A 21,510-nucleotide genomic window follows, 5' to 3' on the forward strand; every position below is an offset into this window, starting at 1 on the left:
CTAACTGCGGAGTTCGCCAATGATGCAGGCCCGAATAAGAGGCCTCTTGCCGTTGCTCGTTGTTGTCACCTTTTTGGCAGGTTGCCAGCTAGGCGGCGGGAGTTCGGGCATCTCGGAGCGAGACGGTTATTTTACTTGGGTCGATGAGCAGGGCCGGGTACGTTATACCCGTATTCCGGACTCGGAAACGTCGTCGGCGGAAACTCAGGCAGGTGAAGTCGAGAGCGCGCAAACCAAAGACCCGTTCCTAGCCAGTACCTCCCCGAGCGAAGAGGATTACACCCCCGAAAACTACCCCGACGGTGAAGAGCTGGCCGACAAAAGCTTTGTTCGTGACGGCCAGAGGCCGCCGTATTTCACCTGGCTTGACGCGCAAGGCAATGTGCGGGTCAGCTATTACACGCCCGATATTGATGGCCGGAGCTCAGGCTCTCGCGCCAGTCCGATTCATCTAACCCCAGCCTCTGTGCACCTGCCATCGCAATCCGTCGCAGAGATGGAACCGGTTGAGGGGTATGACCCGTATGCTTTTGCGATTCTCGGTGTTGAACCAAATCAGGTCAGTGAGTTTGACGAGTTTTCATCGCTTTGCTGCACAGAGTTTGCAAACAAAGACCATCAAAACTGGGTCGAGGGGAGTGAGTTTGGTATTCAAATCGATGGCGAAGCACCTCGTCATCAATTCAGTTCCGGTGAATCTCCATTCCAGTTAATTGCCCTGCTATTCGATTCGGCTAAGTCGGGGTTCGTCATGCGCCTTCGTGCTTACGATCATCAAGGCGTGTTTGTTCCCAGTCTGGCGTTCCTTGACCGGGATTTTGGCGTGGTCAGGATCGTCACGGATCTGGTGATGGATTACACTCCCGAGAACTGGCATCGCCGAGGCTATGTCGAAGCTTGGGTGCCCGTTTTTTCAGGGCAAGGGGAACGTTGGCTGGTGCTCTATACCCGCTCGCAAGACCTGGAAGGACAGACGGTTGTCGCCACCGATACGGGGCCTAAGGTCATCCCGCATAACGAAAAAGGCGAGCTGGGAATCGTAACCTTCGAACCTTGAGGAGTAGCTAGTCTTCAGGGGTGTTCAGATTCAGCCATTGTTGTGATAACCAGTAAAAGCCGCCGTCACCCGCAGGGTGTGTGCAATTGTAGCGGGAACGGCGACTGGAAAGAGCGCTGGGAGCCTGTACGGTCACGGTGCCTCCATTGATGCTGAAATCAATTCTCCCCATGCCCGACGCAAAACAGGTGAGGCGCTTTGGCGACAAAGGAGCCTGCAGCGTCAACGTCAAAGACGGCGGGTTTTGGGAGATAACGCCATCCGGGAGTGTGCTGGCATCAATGGGAAAAGCTTTGCTTTGCAGTTTGTCTTCCAGACTGTTGAGTTGCCCGTAGGCGTTGGCCATGGGGAAACGAGGGAGTCGGGTGCCGTGTGAGTGACGCCCGATGGCTCCGGATTGTTGACCGAAGCCGAACCAACCTCTGTCGTTCACCTTCTGTTCGAGTGCTTCGTCGTATTCTCCGTAGGGGTAGGCGAACAAACGCTCGGTGGTTCCCAGTTGCTTCTCTAACGTCGCCTGAGCACGGTCCAGACTATGGTTGGTGCGTTTATGCCAGTCGTCATCGGATTCATCGGGTTTGCGGGCCAGATGTGCATGGTCAGCGCTGTGATTGGCGATCGTAACCCATTCCTTATCGCCAAGCTCTTTTAACTCGGCCCAGTCCATATAGCCCTCGGCACCTACGGCGTTGGTGTTTACGAAGATGGTGTAGGGCATCTTCTGTTGATCAAGAATCGGGGCGGCAACGCTGTAAACCGAGTCATGGGCATCGTCAAAAGTAACAGCGACTTGATTGTTTTGTGGCGCGTCATCGGACAGCGCCTGACGAGTGCCCGGACCCAACGGAACCACCTTCAGACCCAGATCGGAGATCATTTCAAGCTGTGCTTCAAACAGTGAGCGTGATGTGCTGGTTGCCGGAGGGGTGCTGTCGTCAACGTGATGATATTGCAGTACCACCAAGTCGGCCTTGGCCGTATAAGGAAGAGCCATCATCAAGGACAGAGCGGGTAGCGACATCAGTTTTCTGAAATGGATCATGAGCGGGAAGTTCCAATTGACGGCCGGGCTGATAAGTAGGAATAGTGTGCTTTGAGGATCGCGAAAGCCTCGTTCAGGTGCTGCACTTCTTCAGTGCTGCCGCCGCGGTCAGGGTGTACCTTCATGACCAGCTTTCTAAACCGGTGTTTCACCGTTGCAAACGCTGGCGGTATCGACTCGAAGCCAAGTAATTCAGCCGCTGAGGCGGTGGATTCGCTATTCGGCTTTTGTTGCATTGTACCTGCCCAGAAACGATCCATCATGTCGCCGATTTCGATGTTGGATAGGTAGTATTGTTCCAGGTCCAGATAAAAATCCCTGAGCGCATCTTTGGGCCCCGGTTGGCTCCCTCGGGCGGACGAATCCATCGTGAACAGGTTGATTCTCAAGGGCGACAAATGAATGCTTTCGCCGTCGGGTAAAAGTTCGTCGCTGAGACGGTAAAGTGTGTGAAACAGCAGGAAGTGGACAGGGTAGAGTTGCTCCGGGCGAGCAAAGTTTACCGGCCCAATTAACTTCCAACGATCACTTTGCAGCGCTTTAATCAGAGCAAGCTCGCTAAGCCCCAAGGGGCCCGCTAGTCTCAGTTCATGTTCGACGGCCAGCAAAAGGTGCTCAACCTGCTGAGCTAGCCAGTGCCACTCTTGTTGAGCGGTTCTATCGGATGGGCTGTTTTTGGATTCAGTCGTCATGTATTCATGGTAAGTCAGTCAGCTTTGGCTTGGAAGGGTGCCTAAAGCCGGCAGCCCGCCAAGAAACAGGTCGGTTGAAAATTTCGCTGCACGCTGAACTTCATCTTGGATACCGTTCGGGCAGGTTCGTGCTTTACGAGCCACCAGAAGGCTCATGTCATAGGCAACACCAAAGAACGTGGCGCACAGATATTCCGGGTCGGTTTGAGGTAATAATCCACGCTCTATTGCGGTCCGAACATCTTGTTCCAGCGACAGGAGTGTCAGGCCAAGTATGTCAGAGCCAAACAGGTTTCGCAGAGCCCGCTGATTTTGATGCGCCAATCCGTAAATAACGGGATCTTTTGCCGTTGCACAATAGAGAGCGTGGTAGGTTGAATAGATGAGCTCTTCGGTTGATGTTGCTGAGTTTCTGAGGGCCGTCATATCGTCGTTGAGCGAGCTTAGAAAATCGCTCAACAAGGCGGCAAAAATATCTTGCTTGCTCGAAAAGTAATTGTAGAAAGTGCCGGATGCCAGACTCGTTCTCCGCACGATGTCGCGAACCGAGGTGTTGTCGTATCCGTTTTCCTGAAAACAATCCCTGGCCGCTATCAGGATGGCCCGATGGTTACGCAGTTTGTTGAGTGCGCGTTTACCCGTAGTTTCCGGCTTCAAATTCAACATATCCATGTTGCTGTCCTGTCCCTGAATGTTTGTCGTGCGTATAATTCCGGGCTCACTTTCCTCGTGAGCGTATAACCGATGTCTGAAGCAATGGCTGTCAAATCTGAACCCCAACACGTTTCCGAGCAAGAACGCCTCCGTAAAGTGGAGCAGAACAAGCTCCAGAAGCGTCTGCGCCGAGAGGTCGGGCAGGCGATTGCTGAATACTCAATGATTGAGGCTGGCGACAAGGTTATGTGTTGCTTGTCTGGCGGCAAAGACTCTTACGCGATGCTGGATATACTTCTCAATCTTCAGAAGAGCGCACCGGTCGACTTCGAGATCATTGCGGTGAACCTCGACCAGAAGCAGCCAGGCTTCCCGGAAGAGGTGCTTCCAGCCTATCTGGAGGCACTTGGTATCGAGTACCACATCATTGAGAAAGACACCTACAGCATTGTTAAGGAAAAAGTTCCGGAAGGGAAGACGACCTGCGGTTTGTGCTCGCGTCTGCGCCGGGGAATTCTCTATAACTTTGCGGAAGAGCATGGCGTAACGAAAATTGCGCTCGGTCACCACCGGGACGATATGTTGGAAACGCTGTTTCTGAACATGTTCTACGGTGGCAAACTGAAGTCGATGCCACCAGTTCTGCACAGCGATGACGGGCGCAATACGGTGATCAGACCTTTGGCGTTTAGCCGGGAAAAAGACATTGCCCGTTACGCAGAGCTTCGTGAATACCCCATCATTCCCTGTAACCTGTGCGGGTCTCAGGAAAACCTTCAGCGCCAGGTTATCAAGGATATGTTCCAGACTTGGGATAAGCAGCATCCCGGGCGACTGGAAACTATGTTCCGCGCCATGTGTAATGTTGAACCCTCTCATCTGGCCGATCCGAACCTGTATGATTTCAAGGATGGAAAACGCTTGGGCGGTAAGCGTCAGGCGGTAGTGCAGAATGGCGAACCTGAACAAGACTTTGGCAGGCTCGATGTATTGAACCTCTAGAGGTTAGAGGTTCAATAGAGCTTGAAGCGGCAGTGTCCATAATCCGAACAGGATCAACAGAGCGCCACTGATTTTACGAACGCCCTGATGGCTCTTGATGCCGCGAATCCATTGAGCTGCATACCCGGTCGCGAGCATTGAGGGCAGGGTGCCCAAGCCGAAGAAAAACATGGTCAATGCCGCGCTGGGTACGGTGGGCTGAAGGGCCGCCCAGCCGAGCGTACTGTAAACCAGCCCGCATGGAAGCCAACCCCACAAAGAACCAAGCGCCAGCGCTTGGCCTGCGTTATGAACCGGAAGAAATCGTTTGGTGAGTGGTGACAAGGCTCGCCACACCGGAGCCCCTGCACGCTCGATAAATCGAATCCCCTGCCACCATTGCCCCATCGACAGCCCCATGAAAATCAGCAGCACGCCGGCGATCGCCATGAGCAGAAGCCCTGCCCAAGCCCATTGGCCTGCAGCTTGAGTGCTGAGTAAGGCGATGCCTGCGGCAATCAGCGAATAACTACCGATTCTGCCAAAGTTGAAGGCCAGCAGGAGCAGGGTTTGGCGAAACCTAAAACCACGGCCAACGGGCAGTGCCATTGATAGAGAGGCACTGATGCCCCCGCACATGCCCAGACAATGGGTGCTGCCGAGAAGACCAATGACAAAAGCGCTCGAATAGCTCAGGTAGAGTTCAGGTTGCATGAATGCGATCAGTTTTGGCTGTTCGGTGTGTTTTCCGAACGGTTTGCGACGTTATGATCTTTGGGGGCACTTTGGGGAGGGCGTGCCTCGCTGGGGATCATGTCTTTGTCGTCGTCATGCAGTATCCGGTGTGCGGGGCCGTCCAGATCATCATACTGGCCGTTTTTGACGGCCCATGCGAACAGTACGATGCCGAGAGCTACCAGCATCAGCATCAGGGGAATAAGAAGCATGACAATGTTCATTGCGAACTCCTATGTGCCGCGTCTAGCCCTGCTCAGGCGCAGGGCATTCAGGACGACTATCAGTGAACTGAGGGACATGCCGATCGCGGCAAGCCACGGGGGCACAAGACCTGCTGCTGCAAGAGGCAGTGCAGACACGTTGTAACCGAACGCCCAAATCATATTCTGGCGAATGATCTGGCGGGTTTGCTGGCTGGTATGAATAGCTTCAACGAGCTGGTAAAGCTGGCCATTCAGCAAAACCGCATCGGCTTTCAGCTGTGTCAGGTCGGCGGCGGTGCCCATCGCCACTGAAATGCCTGCACCGGCCATCGAGGGCAGGTCATTCAAACCATCGCCCACCATCATAACACGGTGGCCTTGCTGTCCGAGCTTATCCAGCACTTCAAGTTTTTGTTCGGGGGAGGCCTCGCCGATAGCACGAGAAATTCCAAGCTTGGCAGCGATTTGCTGGACATGCCCTGAGCGGTCACCGCTGAGTAGGATGGTCTGGATGCCCATGTTCTGCAACGTTTCAAGTGCTTTGGCTGCATCGTCGCGGACCTGGTCGTCCAACTGGAAGCTCGCCAGCCACTGGTCTTTGGTCGCGAGCCAGATTTCCATGCCGGCAGCACCTGCGGTCTCCGGTGCTGAAGCGTTGGTGTGGCAGGCCACAAAGGCTTTATGGCCGATAAATACCGGCTGGCCGTCATACTTTCCCGATAAGCCGCCCCCCAGGTGGTTGGTGACGTTGATCACCGGAACTGAAGACATTTTATGAAAGACTTTGGCAATCGGGTGTTCGGATTGTTTCTCAAGTCCGGCGGCGATTTTCAGGCAGGTGGCTTCGTCAACGGAGCCCCGGATTGTATGATCGGTGAGCGTGAGCTCACCGCGGGTCAGGGTGCCGGTCTTGTCGAACACAACGGTGTCGACCGTGTTCATGGATTCAAGCGTGTGCCCCCGCGTAGGCAGGAAGCCCAGCTTTCTCAATCGGACGGTAGCCGAGGTGATGGCTGTAGGGGTAGCCAGAGACAGGGCACAGGGGCAGGTGACAACCAGCACTGACAAAGTAATATCAAAGGCGTTATCGGCCCCGGCAAGCCACCAGCCAATCCAGATGACCGGGGCGAGTATGAGCACACGAGCGACAAATTTCCCGGCAATTCGGTCCGCCATTCTTGCAACCGGTGGTTTTTCGGATTGAACGCGGTCAAGGACCCGAAGGATGCCGGATAGGCGGGTTTGCGCACCGGCACGGGTAACGCGGATATCCAGCGGATTCTCGCCGTTTATTGTGCCGGCATGAACGGTATCGCCCGGTGAGCGGGTTTCTGGCAAATACTCGCCCGTAAGCGCAGCTTCGTTTAGCGTGGACTCTCCGGAGATAATGACGCCGTCGGCAGGCAGCGTCTCACCGGGACGAACCCGCACAATGTCGCCGGGTTTGATCTGGTGTGCGGGCACGATGTCTGCTTCACCCTCGGTCACCAACGCGGCAACCGCGGGCTGGAAGCCGGCGAGGGCATTCCCGCTTAGCCCGGCCCGATAGCGAGCTTGTACCTCGATGTACCGGCCCAGAAGCAGGAAGAAAGCAAACATACACACCGATTCAAAGTAGACTTCTTGCCCACCGAATACCGTTACCCACGCGCTTGCGACGTAGGCCAGTCCAATCGCGATCGCTACTGGAACGTCCATGGTCAGGTGTCGGGAGGCAAGATCTCTCCGAGCGTTCCGAAAGAACGGCCGCGCACTGTAGAAAACAACCGGCGTTGCCACGAGAAAACCGAACCACCTGAACATATTGATAAATTCGGGTGAAAGCTCGCTGATGAGTTCGAAATACAGTGGGAATGCCAGCATCATACTTTGCATGGTGGCGATGCCGGCAACGGCCAACCGAATGAGCATAGAGCGGTTTTCAGCTTTAAGCGCCTGTTCGGCAGCGTCTGCTTGATAAGGGCGAGCCGTGTAACCTAATTCATGGATAGCGATGAGCAAATCGCTGAGGGAGGCTTGATCCGGTGACCAAACCAATCTTGCACGTTGGGTGGTATGGTTTACGGTAAAACTCTGTACGCCGGTCTGGTGCTTCATGTGGTTCTCAAGCAACCAGATGCAGGCGGCACACGTAATCTCACCGATCAGTAGCTGAGCTTCCTGTCCCGCCTTAACCGGTGCGACAAACGATTGTTGCACCAATGGGTGATCCAGTTCGCGTAAGCGAAGCAGATCGGCCTGGTTCAGTTCTTTCGGTGTAGTGGCCCGTTGTGTGCGAATGTCATAGAAGCCGGTCAGACCCTCCTGATGGATGGTCTGACACACCGCTTTACAGCCTTGGCAGCAAAAGTGTTGTTCTTGGTCGTCAATCAGAAGGGTGATCGGTGGATGGCCCTCGGCGGGCTCTCCACAATGGAAACAACTCCGGGGGGTCACTCTTCCGCGCTGCCCTTGGTTTTAATGGTAATGGGATGCTCGGCCGGTAACCAAAGTTCACCTTTGACGCGCCAGTCATTGTCGGGGCCCTGAAGGTCGAAGTACCACCGGCCGTCCAAATCTTCTAAGGTGCGTCCAGAGTATTCACCGGCGCTTAAACGGTTAAATTGTATGACGCGATCCCGCTCTTCAAGAGTCGGGTGGTAGAGATTAAGAATGATGTAAGGGAAGTCAGCCGGGCCGTCTTTGGTATCCAGCGTGAGCGTTGCGTTTCTGTCTGACAGTTGTAACGTTCCGGCCACCTTCATCTCTGAGGCTTTCTGGTCTCTGGCGATGGCCATGTTGATGCCGCGGCCTTCTTTGGAATAGTCATCGGAGACCATGGCTGTATCCAGGTTCACTGAGAGGACCAGCATGCTCAGGCCCCAGGTGATAGAGGCGAGCGGGAATATGGTCAGAAACCAGAACCAGGGCTGGCGGTACCAAGGTGCTACAGGGGTTTTATCAGTCATTGTGCAGTTCGTCTCGAAAATGGATTGATTGCCCGGTCCGGACCACGATTAACGTGGCCTTGGACCTACAAAACGGCTTTCAGTTTCCAGCTGCAGAGAATTATCTGTCTGGGATTCTGCGCGGAAGCGTATGGTGCTGTTGGTTACTTCGATGGACTCTGGCAGCACATCGACAACGGTAGGCAGTGCAAGATGTTCACCACTGCTTACCTTGATGGTGGTTTGGGTCAGGATACGGATGCCGTCCAAGCCTTCGACCGAAAGTTCAAAGGTTTGAGGAACCTCAGTCATGTTCTGTACTTTCAATGTGAACGAGTTTTCAACCCGCCCTTCGCCATTGAACTTGAACAGAGCCCCTCGATCTCTGAGAACTTCCAATTGAGCTGGTACGCGAGTGCCAATAATAAAGGCGACCGCACCGATCATCAGTGCCAGTACCAGGCCGTAACCGAACGTTCGCGGGCGTAGCAGTTTTGAGGTTTTGCCTTCCAGTTCGTTTTCGGTGGTGTACCGAATTAAGCCCCTTGGGTAGTTCATTTTGTCCATGATATCGTCACAGGCGTCGATGCAGAGCGCGCAACCGATGCATTCGTACTGCAGGCCATCGCGGATATCAATGCCGGTTGGGCAAACCTGTACGCACTGTTCGCAGTCGATGCAGTCACCCAAGCCTGCCTCGGCGGGATCGGTCCCTTTTTTGCGTTTGCCGCGAGGTTCACCGCGATTGGGGTCGTAAGACACGATTCGGGTGTTCGCATCGAACATGACCGACTGGAAGCGCGCATAGGGGCACATGTACAGGCATACTTGTTCGCGCATCCAGCCTGCGTTCAGGTAGGTCGCAACGGTGAAAAAAGCGACCCAGAAGTAAGCCCAGCCATTGGCCTGCAGGGTGAACATGTCCACGATCAGTTCACGGATCGGGTAGAAATAACCGATGAACGTAATGCCTGTCGCCAGAGCAACAATCAACCAGAGTGTGTGTTTGATGGTTTTTTTGGTGATTTTCTCGGCTGAGTTCGGACTTTTGTCGAGCTTGATTCGCTTGTTCCGGTTGCCTTCTACCTTTTCCTCAATCCACATGAAGATGAAGGTCCAAACCGTTTGTGGACAGGTATAACCACACCAAACGCGACCAAACAAGGTAGTGATAAAGAATAGGCCGAATGCCGAGATAATCAGCATGGCAGATAGCAAAAAGAAATCTTTCGGATAGAAGGTCGCACCGTAAAGATGGAACTCACGGGCCGGTAAATCAAAATGAATCAGCGGTTGGCCATCCAGAGTCAGCCAGGCAAAGAGAAAGTACATGCCCATAAGCGCGACCAGGCTAACGTTCCGAATCTTCTGGAAAAGCCCTTTGACTTCTTTTACGTAGATCTTTTCGCGGCTGGCATAAAGATCGTAGGTTCCGGGGTTTTTGTTATTGTCGGAAGGGGAAGGGTCTACCTGCTTAACAGGAATCTGGTTACTCATGGATACCTCCCGGTAATGTGACGTGCTGGGAGCGGGCCTCGGAGGGTCTGCAGATCTTTTCAAGCCTATACCCGCAGCGCAGATATAGGGTTGAAAAGACCTGGCCGGGATCTACCCGGCCGGGTCAGATTCAGTTTGACAAGCTGTAAACGTACGCTGCCAAAATATGAATCTGGTCGTCGGTCAGACGACCTTCCTGAGCGGGCATTTGGTTCTGACGACCGTTAACAACGGTCTCTTTGATCCACTCGTAAGTGGAACCGTAGAGCCAAATGTTGTCCGTCAGGTTCGGCGCACCTACTGCGTGCATACCTTTACCTTCCGCGCCGTGACACGCTGTACAAGCCTGTGCGAATACAGCCGCACCAGCTTCAGCAGCTTCTGCGTCTTTCTCACGACCGCTGAAGCTCAGAACGTAGTTGACCACCTGGTCGACCTGCTCATTGCTCATGTTGGGCATCACGCCTTTGGGGGTCATGTTGCCTTGGCGACCCTTGGCGATGGTATGCAGAATCTGCTCTGGTTCACCGCCCCACAGCCAATCATCGTCGGTCAGATTAGGGAAGCCAACCTGTCCACGAGCTGCTGAGCCATGGCATACCGCGCAGTTGTTCGCGAACAAGCGCTGGCCGATTTTCATGGCATCTTCGTTCTGAGCGAGTTCGGTAATTTCCGTTTCGCCAAACTGCGCGTAGATCGGGCCGTATTTTTCATCGGCTTCCTGAACTTCGGCTTCCCACTGGTTAGTGGATGTCCAGCCCAGCAGACCTTGGTAGTTGCCTAGGCCGGGATAGAGAGCCAGATAACCCAGCGCAAATACGCAGGTGCCCAGATACAGGTAGAACCACCACTTTGGCAGTGGGTTGTCATACTCTTCGATGCCATCGTACGAATGGCCCGTGGTGTTTTCGGTTTCGGTGTCGGTTGTCTGACCTTTGCGGGTGGCAAACAGCAGCCAAGCGCAGCCGAATATGGTACCGAGCACGATCACTATGACCCAGACGCTCCAAAAGGTACTCATTGTTTCTTCTCCGTTTTTTCCTGTTCGAGCGTACGCTTATCCACTTCGTCATCATCGAAGGGCAGTTGTGCCGCCTCTTCATTGGCTTTCTTGCGGTGGGCGCTGTATGCCCACCAGATGATGCCGAAGAACGCTGCCATTACCAAGAGAGAGTGAATTCCGCGTAACTCATTGATATCCATGGGATCACCGTTTCTCTGAAAGCACAGTGCCTAACTGCTGCAGGTATGCGACCAGTGCTTCAATTTCAAATTTGCCTTTCAGCTCGTCTGCTGCACCGGCAATTTGCTCGTCGGTATATGGAACGCCGAGGGTCTGCAAGGTTGTCATGCGTGCCTCGATTGAGCCGTGATCAGCACGGTTCTCGAACAGCCAGGGAAACGCTGGCATATTGGATTCGGGAACTACGCTGCGCGGGTCGAACAGATGCTGGCGCTGCCATGCATCCGAATAACGACCGCCGACACGGGCCAGGTCTGGCCCTGTGCGCTTGGAGCCCCACAGGAACGGACGATCGTATACGAATTCGCCCGCAACGGAGTAGTGGCCGTAGCGCTCAGTTTCCGCACGGAAGGGACGGATCTGCTGGGTGTGACATACGTGACAGCCTTCCCGGATATAGATGTCCCGGCCTTCCAGTTCCAGTGCTGATAGAGGCTCAAGGCCTTCAATCGGCTCGTTCACTTCTTTGTGGAAGAAGAGGGGAACAACTTCGGCTAGAAAGCCGCCACTGATGGTGAAGATGATCAGCGCGATCATCAAGCCAAGGTTTTTCTCGATCGTTTCATGTTTCATCTGGTCAATCTCCCCTTAGGCCGCCTGAGTTGCCGCATTGTTTTCGGCAACCGCTTCTTTCTGGCGCACAGTCATGAAGACGTTGTAAGCCATGATCAGCATGCCAGCCAAGAAGGTGGCACCACCGATGAAGCGGACGAAGTAACCCGGGTAAGAGGCTTCCAGTGCTTCCACGAAGCTGTAGGTCAAGGTGCCATCTGCGTTTACTGCGCGCCACATCAGGCCCTGCATAATGCCGTTAACCCACATTGCAGCGATGTACAGAACGGTGCCCACTGTTGCCAGCCAGAAGTGAACGTTGATCAGTGAGATGCTGTACATTTCTTTCAGACCCCAAAGCTTCGGGATCAAATGATAGATAGCGCCGATACTGATCATGGCAACCCAGCCCAGAGCACCGGAGTGAACGTGGCCTATGGTCCAGTCAGTATTGTGTGAAAGGGCGTTGACGGTTTTGATCGCCATCATCGGACCTTCGAAGGTGGACATGCCGTAGAACGACAGGGAAACCACCAAGAAGCGCAGGATCGGATCGGTGCGCAGCTTATGCCAAGCGCCGGACAGGGTCATCATGCCATTGATCATGCCCCCCCAAGACGGAGCCAGAAGAATCAGAGACATTACCATGCCTGCAGTTTGCGCCCAGTCGGGTAGTGCAGAGTAGTGCAAGTGGTGACCACCAGCCCAGACATAAGTAGCGATCAATGCCCAGAAGTGGACGATAGACAAACGGTAGGAGTAAACCGGGCGACCCGCTTGCTTGGGTACAAAGTAGTACATCATGCCCAGGAAGCCGGCGGTCAGGAAGAACCCTACGGCGTTGTGGCCATACCACCACTGCATCATGGCGTCTGTAACACCCGCGTATGCTGAGTAGGACTTGAAGGCTGTAGCCGGCAGCGCCAGGTTGTTGAAAATGTGCAGCATGGCCACGGTAATGATGAAACCACCGTAAAACCAGTTAGCTACGTAAATGTGTGGCGTGCTGCGCTTGGTAATGGTGCCGAAAAACACCAGAGCGTAGGTGACCCACACAACGGCAATGGCGATATCGATTGGCCATTCCAGTTCTGCGTACTCTTTGGTAGAGGTCAGACCCATGGGCAGGGTGATGATGGCGGACACAATAATCGCCTGCCAGCCCCAGAACGTGAAAGCCGCAAGGCTGTCAGATATCAGGCGTGCCTGACAGGTTCTTTGAACAACGTAGTACGCTGTTGCAAACAGGGCACTACCACCAAAACCGAAAATGACGATGTTGGTGTGCAGCGGCCGCAGACGGCCGAAGTGGGTGAAGGGTAGGTCGAGATTGAGGGATGGCCAAACCAGCTGTGCTGCAATCAGCACACCCATAGCCATGCCTACAATACCCCACACCACTGTCATGATGGAGAATTGTCTCACCACCTTGTAGTTGTATGTCAGGTTTGCATTTACTGTGCTCATAGCCTTACCAATGGATTCAGGATGGGGAAATTATGCGGCCGCAAGTATGGAGAAACCATGAACCCTTTGCAATGACTCAGGTCAACTCCTGAACGGTGTCAAGTGAGTCAGAATCAGCTGCCTTGCCAGTGGGTTGGCTTAGATTCCTGTTTCGTAAAAGGGTCTTGCAGGGGGTTCGCAAGTCACTAATGATACCGCTAGATAACATTAAGGTGAATGTTGTGATCAGAATTACCACTAAAAGCTACCCTCAGGGTGCTACAAAAGTCTTGATTCTCGCTCATGGGGCGGGCGCGCCAGCGGATTCTCCCTTTATGGATCAATTGGCGCAGGAACTGGAACAGCAGGGAATAGCTTGCGTCCGGTTTGAGTTTCCTTATATGCAGAAGCGTCGTAGCGATGGGAAAAAACGGCCCCCTGACAGACAGCCTGTGTTGTTGGAGGCGTTCAGGGAGCAGATCCGCGAGGTTCGGGGTGAGGTCGGCCCGGATTGTCAGCTGGCCATCGGGGGGAAGTCTATGGGCGGTCGAATGGCCTCAGTGATCGCTAGCGAAGGTGCAGACGACGTGGATGCCGTTGTGTGTTTCGGTTATCCCTTTCATCCGCCGGGTAAGCTTGATCGTTGGCGCACCAGTCATTTGTCCAGCGTGACCTGCCCGCTTCTGGTATTGCAGGGTACACGAGATCCTTTTGGCAAACCTGAGGACGTGAAAGCGCAGGGGGGGATAGAAGGTATAACCCGGCTTTGCTGGCTGGATGGTGGCAACCATGATTTTGTTCCTCCGGTACGGCACCCGATGGAACAATCGGATTTGGTACGTGAAGCAGCGGTGGTTACTCGCGAATTTCTAAACGATCAGGCGGTACTCTGAGGGGCGCTTCTTGCGTAAGTAAGCCGGTCCCTGCCTTGGTGTTTTGACGCGTAAAGTGCCTCATCGGCACTTTGAAACAGTTCTTGGGCACTTTTGTGGTCGGTTAGTTCCGCGAGCCCTGCGCTCAAAGTGATGGTTACGGGTTCTGCGTTAGGTGCGCTAAGGCTTGTATGCCGGATATGTTCCAGGATGCTGTTGCACAGGCGATATGCACCGTCCGTGTCGGTATCTGGTAGCAACAGGGCAAACTCTTCGCCGCCAAACCGCACCGCAACATCACGGGGGCGCTTGGCATGGTCCATCAAAATATTGGCAATCATTCGAAGGCACGTGTCACCAAAATCGTGTCCCCAGGTGTCATTGATGTGCTTGAAGTGATCGGCATCAAAAAGGGCGATGGTCAGCGGCTTGCGGGTTCTCTGAGCTTCAAGGCACAGTTCTGGAAGCAAATTGTCCATGTGCCTTCTATTGTACAGGCCGGTGAGCGCGTCATTAAGGCTAAGAGCTTCGAGCTTGCGATTGGCTTTTTCGAGTCGACACATGGCGGTGCGTAGCTGTGATGTTCGCTCGTGTACTTTTAGTTCGAGCTCGTTGCGGGCTTGATGTTCGACGTCCAGCAACTTTTCATTCAAAAGTCGCCAACGGTGGACCAGTGCGTAGTTTATAAGTACGACCTGAGCGCCAACCACGGCCTGCATCATAACTTCTCTGGCTAGGTAATCTCTTAGATAGCCAAAAGCAGCGGACGCATAAACGAGGGCGCCAACCACCATCACCATCCAGGCTGCCAAATACCAAAACGCCGGCTGGTATCCTTGGCGCCAACGAACGGTTGCAATAATGGACAGTAGCGCAATGACCGTCAGCACGAAGATGGTATTGATCAGAATGGATTTGGTGTAGGGCATCACTAGAGTCAGGGCCAACAACCCTCCGGCGCCCCACGCCAGAGCTCGCAGTGTTTTTTCGGACAGCGTGCGCCGCGGCACCTCCAGGAAGGACCAGCCGAACTGGACCATGGCCAGCGCGATGACCGCAAGCAGGAGAGGGATCGACAGATTCGCCAGCTGAGAGCTACCGGGCCAGAAATATTGGTTCGCAAATCCACCCATGGCGAACAAGAACATGGCCATAGCGGCTGTGTAGAATGCGTTGAGAAAGTAATAGTGGGTGCCGGAGCTGGCATACAGTAGCAGGTTGAATGCCGCGAGTATGACCAAGGCGCCGTAAAACAGGCCATGGATCAGTGTCAGATGATTGCTTTTCTCAATCGCCACTTCCGGTGTGACCAGGCTCAACGGCACATTGAGAGCTCCGCTGCTGTGCACTCGTATATAAACGGTGAGCGTTTCTTTCTCTGCCAGTGTGATGGGCAACAGGTAATACCGGTAATCGATGCCTCGGCTTGCAAATGGAAGGTGATCCCCGGTTTTTAAAGGCGGGCGTTCGCTATGAGCACGCTGCGCTTCATGCTTCTGCCAGAAGGTGACTTCATCAAGCAGTGGGTAATTGAGTTTCAGGTACCAGAGCGCTTGCTGGGTGCTGGCATTTTTTAGGCTGAGTTTGATCCAGTAGGTTGATTGGGTATGGCTAAACACAAGGTCATGCCCAGCCGCAGGCCGCCAATCAAGAGATTCGGGAAGTTCCTCAGGTGACATGGCTGAATGGGCGGGGTCTCCCGGGGCTGTGACGGCATAGCAGAGGTAATTTGTAATGGTTTGGCGCGCACGCGCATCGTTCGTCGTCAATGTCGGGCATTGGGGTTGAGCGAGGGTGTTGGAGGCCACGAATAAACAGGTCCATATAAGGAAGCTTGTGAGGATCCAAAACCGCGTGCCGAGCATCGTGGGCAATATCTGTTTAAAATGAAGCTCAACTTTAGCGAGAGTCATCAAGCATCGCTGTTAAACAGGTTGAGTTTCACCCATGTCGGTGCGTCATAATTCCGGCATACATACGATACATAGGTAATTAATGCAGCAGGTTATGTTGATTTGCCGGCCCGGCTTTGAAACGGAAGCGGGACAGGAACTGATGGATCAGGCCGCCGAAAAGGGCATTTTTGGCTACTTTCAGCCCGAGCGAAATTCTGGTCAGGTGCGTTTAACGATTGCGGGCATCGAGACCGCTGAGGAGCTGATGACGCGGCTCGTATTGCACAGCTTGGTGTTCACCCGTGATTGGTTTGCAGTTGTGGGTGAGTGCGAGCTACCTGTTAAGGATCGTGTAGGGGCGATTGTGAGTTTTCTTCGCGACCAGAATTGGCAGGGCGACCGTTGTGCTCGGCTGGAAGTTCGCTTACCTGAAAACAACGATGACCGGGATCTTGGTAATTTTGCACGAAAGTGGGTGGCTCCTTTGTCCAAAGGGTTGCGCGCAGCCGGCCTGTTAAAGGCGGATGCCAAAGCGCCCGCCAAGGCACGATTGGAACTGCTGTTGGGCGACTTCGGGACGGCTGTCGTAGGCTTTAGCCTGGAGGGCAATCGCTCGCCTTTTCCCGATGGCATTCTTCGCCTGCGTTTGCCAGCTTCTGCGCCCAGCCGTTCAGCGTTGAAGTTGGAAGAAGCCTGGAAGGTATTCTTGCCGAAGGAACGCTGGCTGGAATATCTTGGCGGGGGTAAAAAAGCCGTAGATCTCGGGGCTGCGCCGGGCGGGTGGACTTGGCAACTGGTGCAACAGGGTATGCTGGTGTCGGCCGTCGATAATGGACCTATGAATCCGGATCTGATGGCTACCGGGCACGTTGAGCACGTGGTTGCCGATGGCTATAGCTGGCAGCCTAGACGCGCAGTAGACTGGATGGTGTGTGACATCATTGATAAACCCCAACGCACGGCGAAGCTGGCCGTAGAGTGGGTTGCTAGCAGACTTTGCCGTTATACCGTTTTTAACCTCAAGCTTCCGATGAAGAAGCGTTACGAGGAATGGCTTGTTTGCCGGGATATTATCGTCCGCGGGTTAGACGAGGCGGGCCTCAACTACACGTTAAAGGCCCGTCACCTGTACCACGATCGAGAAGAGATCACTTGCTTTATTGAACGCTTGGAATAGAGTTCTCAGGGCATGGGGCTCTGGTACAGAATGGTGATGGCTTCATCCTGATCCATCATGGGCACCAGCTCTGACATCAGATCTTTACGGTCTTTGGAGTGGTACCACCGATCCCAGTCGATCTCGGACCGCCAGTTAGCCAGAGTAATGCGATGGTTTGGGTCTTTGCTATCGACCAGTGTTTCGCCAGAGATGAAGCCGGGAGCGCCGACCGCTTGCTGCAGTACCTTTCGTGCGCGATCTTCGTAAGCGGCTTCAAGTGTCTCAGCAATGTGACGTTCGATTAAAACTCGAATCATGTAAGTCTCCCGTTCTTTCGTTGTTATAAACAACAATTTAGCACCGAATTCTTAAAATCACGAGAACTAGAGGAAGCCACCCTTGTTGGACCAGAATTTTCACGCGGAATTGGATACACGAGGGCTGTTCTGCCCCGAACCGGTCATGATGTTGCACACGCGCATCACGGATGTTGAGGTTGGGCAAGTGTTAAAAGTAATGGCGACCGATCCTTCGACCACTCGCGATATTCCTCGTTTTTGCCAGTTTTTGGGGCACGAACTGCTTGGGCATGATGAGCAGGACGGAGAGTTTGTGTATCTGATCAGGCGTTGTGATACCTGATCAGATAAATCGCCGTTACCCCTGGGGTGCTGAGGGGAGCTTGTTCAGGTGGCCAAGGAATTCCTGTTTGTTCATCTCACCCAGAATACGCGCCTGTGCTAACTCCTGGCCTGATCGGCCATAGAACAAGATGGATGGCGGCCCAAAGAGGCCCAGTTCATCCAGAAAAGCTTGTTGGGCTGGTGTGTTATCGGTCATATCGATCTGTAGCAATGTGTAGCTAGCCAGAGCCTGAGTTACCTCTGGCTGACTGAATACGTTGCGCTCCATGACCTTGCATGAAATGCACCAGTCAGCGTAGAAATCCAGCATCACGGGCTGTCCGGACTTTGCTGCCTTGGCGAGCAGGGCACGAATTTGCTCAGGATCTTCGGTTTGTTCAAAGCGGGCGTGGCTTTGTGTGAAGTTCTGTACAGTCCCTGATGCGGCCGTAAAAGGGGCAAGCGGGCGGAGCGGATCATTGGCTCCGCTCACTGCTCCGGCCAGTAACGCCAAGCCGTAGGCAAACATAACCAGTCCGAGACCTTTACGGGTGCGTTCCCAGCCTGCGCTTGCCGCATCGAAAGCGCCCAATTGAACGGCGGTAATGGTAATTAGCAGGCCCCATAGGGTTAGTCCGGCCCAAGCGGGTATCAATCTTTCGACCAGCCAGATAGCCACTGCCAGCAGCATGACGCCGTAAAAATGTTTCACGGTAGTCATCCAGCGGCCAGAGCTTGGTAGTAGCTTGCGCCCACCTACGGCGACAAGAATCAATGGCACACCCATGCCCAATCCGAGGGATAGCAGGGCAACCCCGCCAATTACCGCGTCCTGGGTGGTGGAGATGTACAGCAGACTACCAGCCAGAGGCGCTGATACGCACGGCGATACAATCAGAGCCGAGAGAGCCCCTATGCCAAAAATCCCGATCACGCGACCGCCGGTCAGGCGTTGGCTGGCATCATTAAGAGGCTCGCGAATAAACCGCGGCAACTGGATTTCGAACATGTCGAACATCGAGAGTGCGAACAGCACAAACAGGGTGGCAAAAACTCCAAGGACCCACGGGGATTGGAGTTGCGCCTGCAGGTTGAAACTGGCGCCCAGTAGCCCGGTAATAACACCAGCGGCCGCGTAGGTGATTGCCATGCCGAGGACGTAGCTTCCGGATAGCAGGAGTGCGTGCGCGGTGGTGCGGGTATTCTGGCCGGACACCATGCTCGAAATAATAGGCACCATGGGTAGTACGCAAGGGGTGAAGGTCAGCCCCAAACCAAGCAAGAAGAATAGGCCGGCAATCATCCCGATCGATTGGTTGGACAGAAAGCCTGCGAGCCCACTGGCGCTGCTGGTGTCTGAGTTGGCGCTTGGTGGCTCAGCGCTTGTGGAAGAGGGTATGTTGTCTATGGTTTGAGCGTTGCCGGAGCCAGGATAATAAAGTATCTCGTGGTTTTGAGGCGGATAACATAAACCGGCTTCTGCGCAGCCCTGATAGCTTACTTGCAGGTTTGCTTCCGTGGCGCCTTCTGGCAGGGTAATCGGATAACGAACCTCGATGGGTTCGAAGAAAACCGTCATCTCACCGAAGAATTCGTCGTTCGTCAGAGTTCCAGGTAAGGAGAATTGTGGCTGTCCAATTTGGACGTCATCGGTTAGCGAGGTAACGTTGATCCGACTTTTATACAGATAATGTTCGGGGGCGATGTGCCACGACAACACAAGAGCACCCGCGTCAGAGGTATAGTTGAACGGAAGAGCTTGCTCTACGGGCAGGAAGTCGTTGTTTGAGGTGTTAAAAAAAGAGCTTCCGGCAGCCTGTGCTGTGGCGGTAACAAACAGAGTAAGTAGTGTGACAACGGCAACAGCCGTCAGCACCTTTAATTGAATAAGGTGCCGAAATAGTGGGGACACTGTCATGGCTCTTTTAATATCCTGTGTCGTCAATGCGTGTAGAAGTTACGTCGGGAATTGACCGAGTGGACTGTCAGAAGTTCCCGCTGGCATTGGCTGCTTTAAAGTCGCACAATAGCGAACCAATGAATCACAATCCAGACGATCTTATCATGCTGTTTAATGACCTGTTCCGGGAGAGACACCGGACTGTACTGGTCAAAGGCAGTGACGAACCAGAATATCTGCCAGTCAGTGAACCTGATGGGTTTGCTCGGGTTGTCTTTGCTCATGGTTTTTTTGCCAGTGCGTTGCACGAAATTGCTCATTGGTGCCTGGCCGGTGAGCACCGTCGTACATTACATGACTACGGTTACTGGTACTGCCCCGATGGACGCACACCGGATCAACAGCAAGCGTTCGAGAGTGTCGAAATCAAGCCGCAAGCGATTGAATGGCTGTTTTCGCTGGCGGCTGGATCGCGTTTTCACATCAGCGTAGACAACCTGGCGGGCAACGGTGCAGCCAACGAACAAACCTTTCGGCGTAATGTGGATAGACAGGCTGCGCATTATCTTGAGCATGGCTTGCCGGAACGGGCGCAAGCATTCTTCGAAACACTCAGACATTTCTACAAGACTTCAGCGCGTTTTGCGGAGAGCTGGACCCTCGACCGGGTTCGCATCGCACCAACGGGCATCGAATACGATCAAACAAGGACAACTGAAACTTTATGACCATTGATACAAAAGACACCAGTAAATTGCGCTTCAGTGATTTAAATCTGGATCAGCGATTGCTCGATGCCATCAGCAAAATCGGCTTTGAATATTGCACACCTATCCAAGCAGAAACCCTGCCATGGACACTGGCGTGTGAAGATCTTATCGGTCAGGCTCAAACGGGCACCGGCAAAACCGCAGCGTTTCTGATTACCGCCATTCAGACCCTATTGGAGACGCCGGTAAAAGAAGGCGACCGATTCGCCTCTGAGCCAAGGGTTCTGGCGTTAGCGCCTACTCGTGAATTGGCGATGCAGATCGCCAAAGATGCCGAACATCTTTGCCAGTACACCGGTCACAATGTGGTCACGGTAGTGGGCGGCATGAATTACGACAAGCAACGTGAACAGCTGCAAAATGAAGTCGTTGATATCCTGGTTGCGACGCCGGGCCGTTTGATCGATTTCCTGGGTTCCCAGGATGTGTTCCTCGACCAGCTGGATATCCTGATTCTGGATGAAGCCGACCGTATGTTGGATATGGGCTTCATCCCGGATGTAAAACGGATCATCCGCAAGTGCACCCCCAAAGAGGAGCGGCAAACGTTGTTGTTCAGTGCCACCTTCAATCAGGACGTTTTGAATTTGGCGTCCATGTGGACGCAAAACGCCGAATTTGTCGAGATTGAGCCTGAGCAGAAAACCGCTGAGCGAGTTGAGCAAACGGTTTATCTGGTGTCGGACGAAGACAAGCTTCCTGTGTTGGTGAATTACCTCAAGCGCCCGGAAGTGGATAAGGCCATTGTCTTTGCGAATCGCCGCGACCAGTGCCGGGATCTGGAAGAAGATCTAAAGAATCAGGGTGTTAAAGTGTCGCTGATGTCTGGCGAAATTGCCCAGAACAAGCGTCTTAAAACGCTGGATCAGTTCAAGAAAGGCGAGATTCAGGTGTTGGTGGCAACAGATGTCGCGGGGCGTGGGATTCACGTCAACGGCGTGACCCACGTGTTCAATTACAACTTGCCTGAAAACGCGGAAGATTATGTGCACCGTATCGGACGGACCGGTCGTGCAGGGCAGACCGGCGTTTCAGTCAGTTTTGCCGGGGAAGACGATTCCTATGCACTCCCGTCAATCGAGACCTACATCAGTCAGAAGTTGAAAACAGCGGTCCCTGAAGAGGATCTGATGGTTGCGATGGATAATCCTCCCATCACCCGTAAGCGCGGTGGTCGCAGGCCTCAGGGTAACCGCAGTAGCGGTGGTCGTAATACCGGTGGACGTGGCCCGCAGCGTCCGCGCCGCAACTGATTGGCG

Annotated in this window: 22 protein-coding genes; 7 read left to right on the forward strand and 15 right to left on the reverse strand. The window is 53.9% G+C overall.

Annotated elements, in window-relative coordinates; translation table 11 throughout:
• Nucleotides 1-19 precede the first annotated feature (19 nt).
• Nucleotides 20-1,057: a MalM family protein gene (locus tag VOI14_RS03515; RefSeq protein ID WP_323750649.1), complete on the forward strand. Its 1,038-nt coding sequence runs from the start codon at nucleotides 20-22 to the stop codon at nucleotides 1,055-1,057.
• Between the two features lie 7 nt (nucleotides 1,058-1,064).
• Here VOI14_RS03515 and VOI14_RS03520 read toward each other — a convergent pair whose 3' ends face one another.
• The 3 genes from VOI14_RS03520 to VOI14_RS03530 are packed head-to-tail and all read right to left on the reverse strand — an operon-like array spanning nucleotide 1,065 to nucleotide 3,463.
• Nucleotides 1,065-2,099 (reverse strand): polysaccharide deacetylase family protein, encoded by a 1,035-nt coding sequence (locus VOI14_RS03520; RefSeq protein WP_323750650.1) that lies wholly within the window; start codon nucleotides 2,097-2,099, stop codon nucleotides 1,065-1,067.
• On the reverse strand, nucleotides 2,096-2,791 hold the full coding sequence (locus VOI14_RS03525) for a DNA-J related domain-containing protein (RefSeq protein WP_323750651.1): 696 nt from the start codon (nucleotides 2,789-2,791) through the stop codon (nucleotides 2,096-2,098). Before VOI14_RS03525 ends, VOI14_RS03520 begins: the two co-directional genes overlap by 4 nt.
• Before the next feature lie 18 nt (nucleotides 2,792-2,809).
• Nucleotides 2,810-3,463 carry a TetR/AcrR family transcriptional regulator gene (locus VOI14_RS03530; protein WP_323750652.1) on the reverse strand — a complete coding sequence of 218 codons (654 nt, stop codon included), beginning with the start codon at nucleotides 3,461-3,463 and terminating at the stop codon, nucleotides 2,810-2,812.
• 84 nt (nucleotides 3,464-3,547) lie between these two features.
• On the opposite strand from VOI14_RS03530, the gene ttcA reads away from it, so the two are divergent.
• Nucleotides 3,548-4,447 (forward strand): tRNA 2-thiocytidine(32) synthetase TtcA, encoded by a 900-nt coding sequence (gene ttcA / locus VOI14_RS03535; protein ID WP_323750653.1) that lies wholly within the window; start codon nucleotides 3,548-3,550, stop codon nucleotides 4,445-4,447.
• A gap of 3 nt (nucleotides 4,448-4,450) precedes the next feature.
• Here ttcA and VOI14_RS03540 read toward each other — a convergent pair whose 3' ends face one another.
• The 9 genes from VOI14_RS03540 to ccoN form a co-directional block, all read right to left on the reverse strand.
• Nucleotides 4,451-5,140, reverse strand: a complete 690-nt coding sequence (locus tag VOI14_RS03540; RefSeq protein ID WP_323750654.1) for a sulfite exporter TauE/SafE family protein — start codon at nucleotides 5,138-5,140, stop codon at nucleotides 4,451-4,453.
• 8 nt (nucleotides 5,141-5,148) lie between these two features.
• Nucleotides 5,149-5,385, reverse strand: a complete 237-nt coding sequence (gene ccoS / locus VOI14_RS03545) for a cbb3-type cytochrome oxidase assembly protein CcoS (protein ID WP_323750655.1) — start codon at nucleotides 5,383-5,385, stop codon at nucleotides 5,149-5,151.
• A 9-nt stretch (nucleotides 5,386-5,394) separates the two neighbouring features.
• Nucleotides 5,395-7,803: a heavy metal translocating P-type ATPase gene (locus VOI14_RS03550; RefSeq protein WP_323750656.1), complete on the reverse strand. Its 2,409-nt coding sequence runs from the start codon at nucleotides 7,801-7,803 to the stop codon at nucleotides 5,395-5,397.
• Nucleotides 7,800-8,315 carry a FixH family protein gene (locus VOI14_RS03555; RefSeq protein WP_323750657.1) on the reverse strand — a complete coding sequence of 172 codons (516 nt, stop codon included), beginning with the start codon at nucleotides 8,313-8,315 and terminating at the stop codon, nucleotides 7,800-7,802. Before VOI14_RS03555 ends, VOI14_RS03550 begins: the two co-directional genes overlap by 4 nt.
• 48 nt (nucleotides 8,316-8,363) lie before the next feature.
• Nucleotides 8,364-9,791: a cytochrome c oxidase accessory protein CcoG gene (ccoG, locus tag VOI14_RS03560; protein WP_323750658.1), complete on the reverse strand. Its 1,428-nt coding sequence runs from the start codon at nucleotides 9,789-9,791 to the stop codon at nucleotides 8,364-8,366.
• 130 nt (nucleotides 9,792-9,921) lie between these two features.
• Complete coding sequence (ccoP, locus tag VOI14_RS03565; protein ID WP_323750659.1) at nucleotides 9,922-10,812, reverse strand: cytochrome-c oxidase, cbb3-type subunit III; 891 nt, start codon at nucleotides 10,810-10,812, stop codon at nucleotides 9,922-9,924.
• On the reverse strand, nucleotides 10,809-10,994 hold the full coding sequence (locus VOI14_RS03570; protein WP_323750660.1) for a cbb3-type cytochrome c oxidase subunit 3: 186 nt from the start codon (nucleotides 10,992-10,994) through the stop codon (nucleotides 10,809-10,811). Before VOI14_RS03570 ends, ccoP begins: the two co-directional genes overlap by 4 nt.
• 4 nt (nucleotides 10,995-10,998) lie before the next feature.
• A complete protein-coding gene (ccoO, locus tag VOI14_RS03575; protein ID WP_323750661.1) occupies nucleotides 10,999-11,607 on the reverse strand; it encodes a cytochrome-c oxidase, cbb3-type subunit II in 609 nt (202 codons plus the stop codon).
• 15 nt (nucleotides 11,608-11,622) lie between these two features.
• A complete protein-coding gene (ccoN, locus tag VOI14_RS03580; protein ID WP_323750662.1) occupies nucleotides 11,623-13,053 on the reverse strand; it encodes a cytochrome-c oxidase, cbb3-type subunit I in 1,431 nt (476 codons plus the stop codon).
• A gap of 221 nt (nucleotides 13,054-13,274) precedes the next feature.
• On the opposite strand from ccoN, the gene VOI14_RS03585 reads away from it, so the two are divergent.
• The gene (locus tag VOI14_RS03585) at nucleotides 13,275-13,925 is read left to right on the forward strand and encodes an alpha/beta family hydrolase (RefSeq protein ID WP_323750663.1); all 651 of its coding nucleotides are present in this window, start codon (nucleotides 13,275-13,277) and stop codon (nucleotides 13,923-13,925) included.
• On the opposite strand, the gene VOI14_RS03590 is transcribed toward VOI14_RS03585, so the two are convergent.
• Nucleotides 13,910-15,712: a diguanylate cyclase gene (locus tag VOI14_RS03590; protein WP_323750664.1), complete on the reverse strand. Its 1,803-nt coding sequence runs from the start codon at nucleotides 15,710-15,712 to the stop codon at nucleotides 13,910-13,912. The two genes, VOI14_RS03585 and VOI14_RS03590, sit on opposite strands and share 16 nt — an antisense overlap.
• 187 nt (nucleotides 15,713-15,899) lie before the next feature.
• On the opposite strand from VOI14_RS03590, the gene rlmM reads away from it, so the two are divergent.
• Nucleotides 15,900-16,976, forward strand: a complete 1,077-nt coding sequence (rlmM, locus tag VOI14_RS03595; RefSeq protein WP_323750665.1) for a 23S rRNA (cytidine(2498)-2'-O)-methyltransferase RlmM — start codon at nucleotides 15,900-15,902, stop codon at nucleotides 16,974-16,976.
• 5 nt (nucleotides 16,977-16,981) lie between these two features.
• Here rlmM and VOI14_RS03600 read toward each other — a convergent pair whose 3' ends face one another.
• Entirely contained in the window at nucleotides 16,982-17,275 is a 294-nt protein-coding gene (locus VOI14_RS03600) for an antibiotic biosynthesis monooxygenase family protein (protein WP_323750666.1), read from the reverse strand.
• An 82-nt stretch (nucleotides 17,276-17,357) separates the two neighbouring features.
• Between VOI14_RS03600 and tusA the strand changes: the two genes are divergently transcribed.
• Nucleotides 17,358-17,600, forward strand: a complete 243-nt coding sequence (gene tusA, locus VOI14_RS03605; RefSeq protein ID WP_323750667.1) for a sulfurtransferase TusA — start codon at nucleotides 17,358-17,360, stop codon at nucleotides 17,598-17,600.
• A gap of 15 nt (nucleotides 17,601-17,615) precedes the next feature.
• On the opposite strand, the gene dsbD is transcribed toward tusA, so the two are convergent.
• A complete protein-coding gene (gene dsbD / locus VOI14_RS03610; RefSeq protein ID WP_323750668.1) occupies nucleotides 17,616-19,499 on the reverse strand; it encodes a protein-disulfide reductase DsbD in 1,884 nt (627 codons plus the stop codon).
• A 119-nt stretch (nucleotides 19,500-19,618) separates the two neighbouring features.
• On the opposite strand from dsbD, the gene VOI14_RS03615 reads away from it, so the two are divergent.
• Entirely contained in the window at nucleotides 19,619-20,209 is a 591-nt protein-coding gene (locus VOI14_RS03615) for an elongation factor P hydroxylase (RefSeq protein WP_323750851.1), read from the forward strand.
• A complete protein-coding gene (locus tag VOI14_RS03620) occupies nucleotides 20,206-21,504 on the forward strand; it encodes a DEAD/DEAH box helicase (RefSeq protein ID WP_323750669.1) in 1,299 nt (432 codons plus the stop codon). Before VOI14_RS03615 ends, VOI14_RS03620 begins: the two co-directional genes overlap by 4 nt.
• Nucleotides 21,505-21,510: the final 6 nt, after the last annotated feature.

Origin of the sequence: Marinobacter sp. (assembly GCF_034669625.1) — a bacterium.
Lineage (GTDB): Bacteria > Pseudomonadota > Gammaproteobacteria > Pseudomonadales > Oleiphilaceae > Marinobacter.

What these genes read in the sequence shown, in the direction of transcription:
- VOI14_RS03515 (WP_323750649.1), top strand. Translation starts at nt 20, where the DNA reads ATGATGCAGGCCCGAATAAGAGGCCTCTTGCCGTTGCTCGTTGTTGTC.
- VOI14_RS03520 (WP_323750650.1), bottom strand. Translation starts at nt 2,099, where the DNA reads ATGATCCATTTCAGAAAACTGATGTCGCTACCCGCTCTGTCCTTGATG.
- VOI14_RS03525 (WP_323750651.1), bottom strand. Translation starts at nt 2,791, where the DNA reads ATGACGACTGAATCCAAAAACAGCCCATCCGATAGAACCGCTCAACAA.
- VOI14_RS03530 (WP_323750652.1), bottom strand. Translation starts at nt 3,463, where the DNA reads ATGGATATGTTGAATTTGAAGCCGGAAACTACGGGTAAACGCGCACTC.
- ttcA (WP_323750653.1), top strand. Translation starts at nt 3,548, where the DNA reads ATGGCTGTCAAATCTGAACCCCAACACGTTTCCGAGCAAGAACGCCTC.
- VOI14_RS03540 (WP_323750654.1), bottom strand. Translation starts at nt 5,140, where the DNA reads ATGCAACCTGAACTCTACCTGAGCTATTCGAGCGCTTTTGTCATTGGT.
- ccoS (WP_323750655.1), bottom strand. Translation starts at nt 5,385, where the DNA reads ATGAACATTGTCATGCTTCTTATTCCCCTGATGCTGATGCTGGTAGCT.
- VOI14_RS03555 (WP_323750657.1), bottom strand. Translation starts at nt 8,315, where the DNA reads ATGACTGATAAAACCCCTGTAGCACCTTGGTACCGCCAGCCCTGGTTC.
- ccoG (WP_323750658.1), bottom strand. Translation starts at nt 9,791, where the DNA reads ATGAGTAACCAGATTCCTGTTAAGCAGGTAGACCCTTCCCCTTCCGAC.
- ccoP (WP_323750659.1), bottom strand. Translation starts at nt 10,812, where the DNA reads ATGAGTACCTTTTGGAGCGTCTGGGTCATAGTGATCGTGCTCGGTACC.
- VOI14_RS03570 (WP_323750660.1), bottom strand. Translation starts at nt 10,994, where the DNA reads ATGGATATCAATGAGTTACGCGGAATTCACTCTCTCTTGGTAATGGCA.
- ccoO (WP_323750661.1), bottom strand. Translation starts at nt 11,607, where the DNA reads ATGAAACATGAAACGATCGAGAAAAACCTTGGCTTGATGATCGCGCTG.
- ccoN (WP_323750662.1), bottom strand. Translation starts at nt 13,053, where the DNA reads ATGAGCACAGTAAATGCAAACCTGACATACAACTACAAGGTGGTGAGA.
- rlmM (WP_323750665.1), top strand. Translation starts at nt 15,900, where the DNA reads ATGCAGCAGGTTATGTTGATTTGCCGGCCCGGCTTTGAAACGGAAGCG.
- VOI14_RS03600 (WP_323750666.1), bottom strand. Translation starts at nt 17,275, where the DNA reads ATGATTCGAGTTTTAATCGAACGTCACATTGCTGAGACACTTGAAGCC.
- dsbD (WP_323750668.1), bottom strand. Translation starts at nt 19,499, where the DNA reads ATGACAGTGTCCCCACTATTTCGGCACCTTATTCAATTAAAGGTGCTG.
- VOI14_RS03615 (WP_323750851.1), top strand. Translation starts at nt 19,619, where the DNA reads ATGAATCACAATCCAGACGATCTTATCATGCTGTTTAATGACCTGTTC.
- VOI14_RS03620 (WP_323750669.1), top strand. Translation starts at nt 20,206, where the DNA reads ATGACCATTGATACAAAAGACACCAGTAAATTGCGCTTCAGTGATTTA.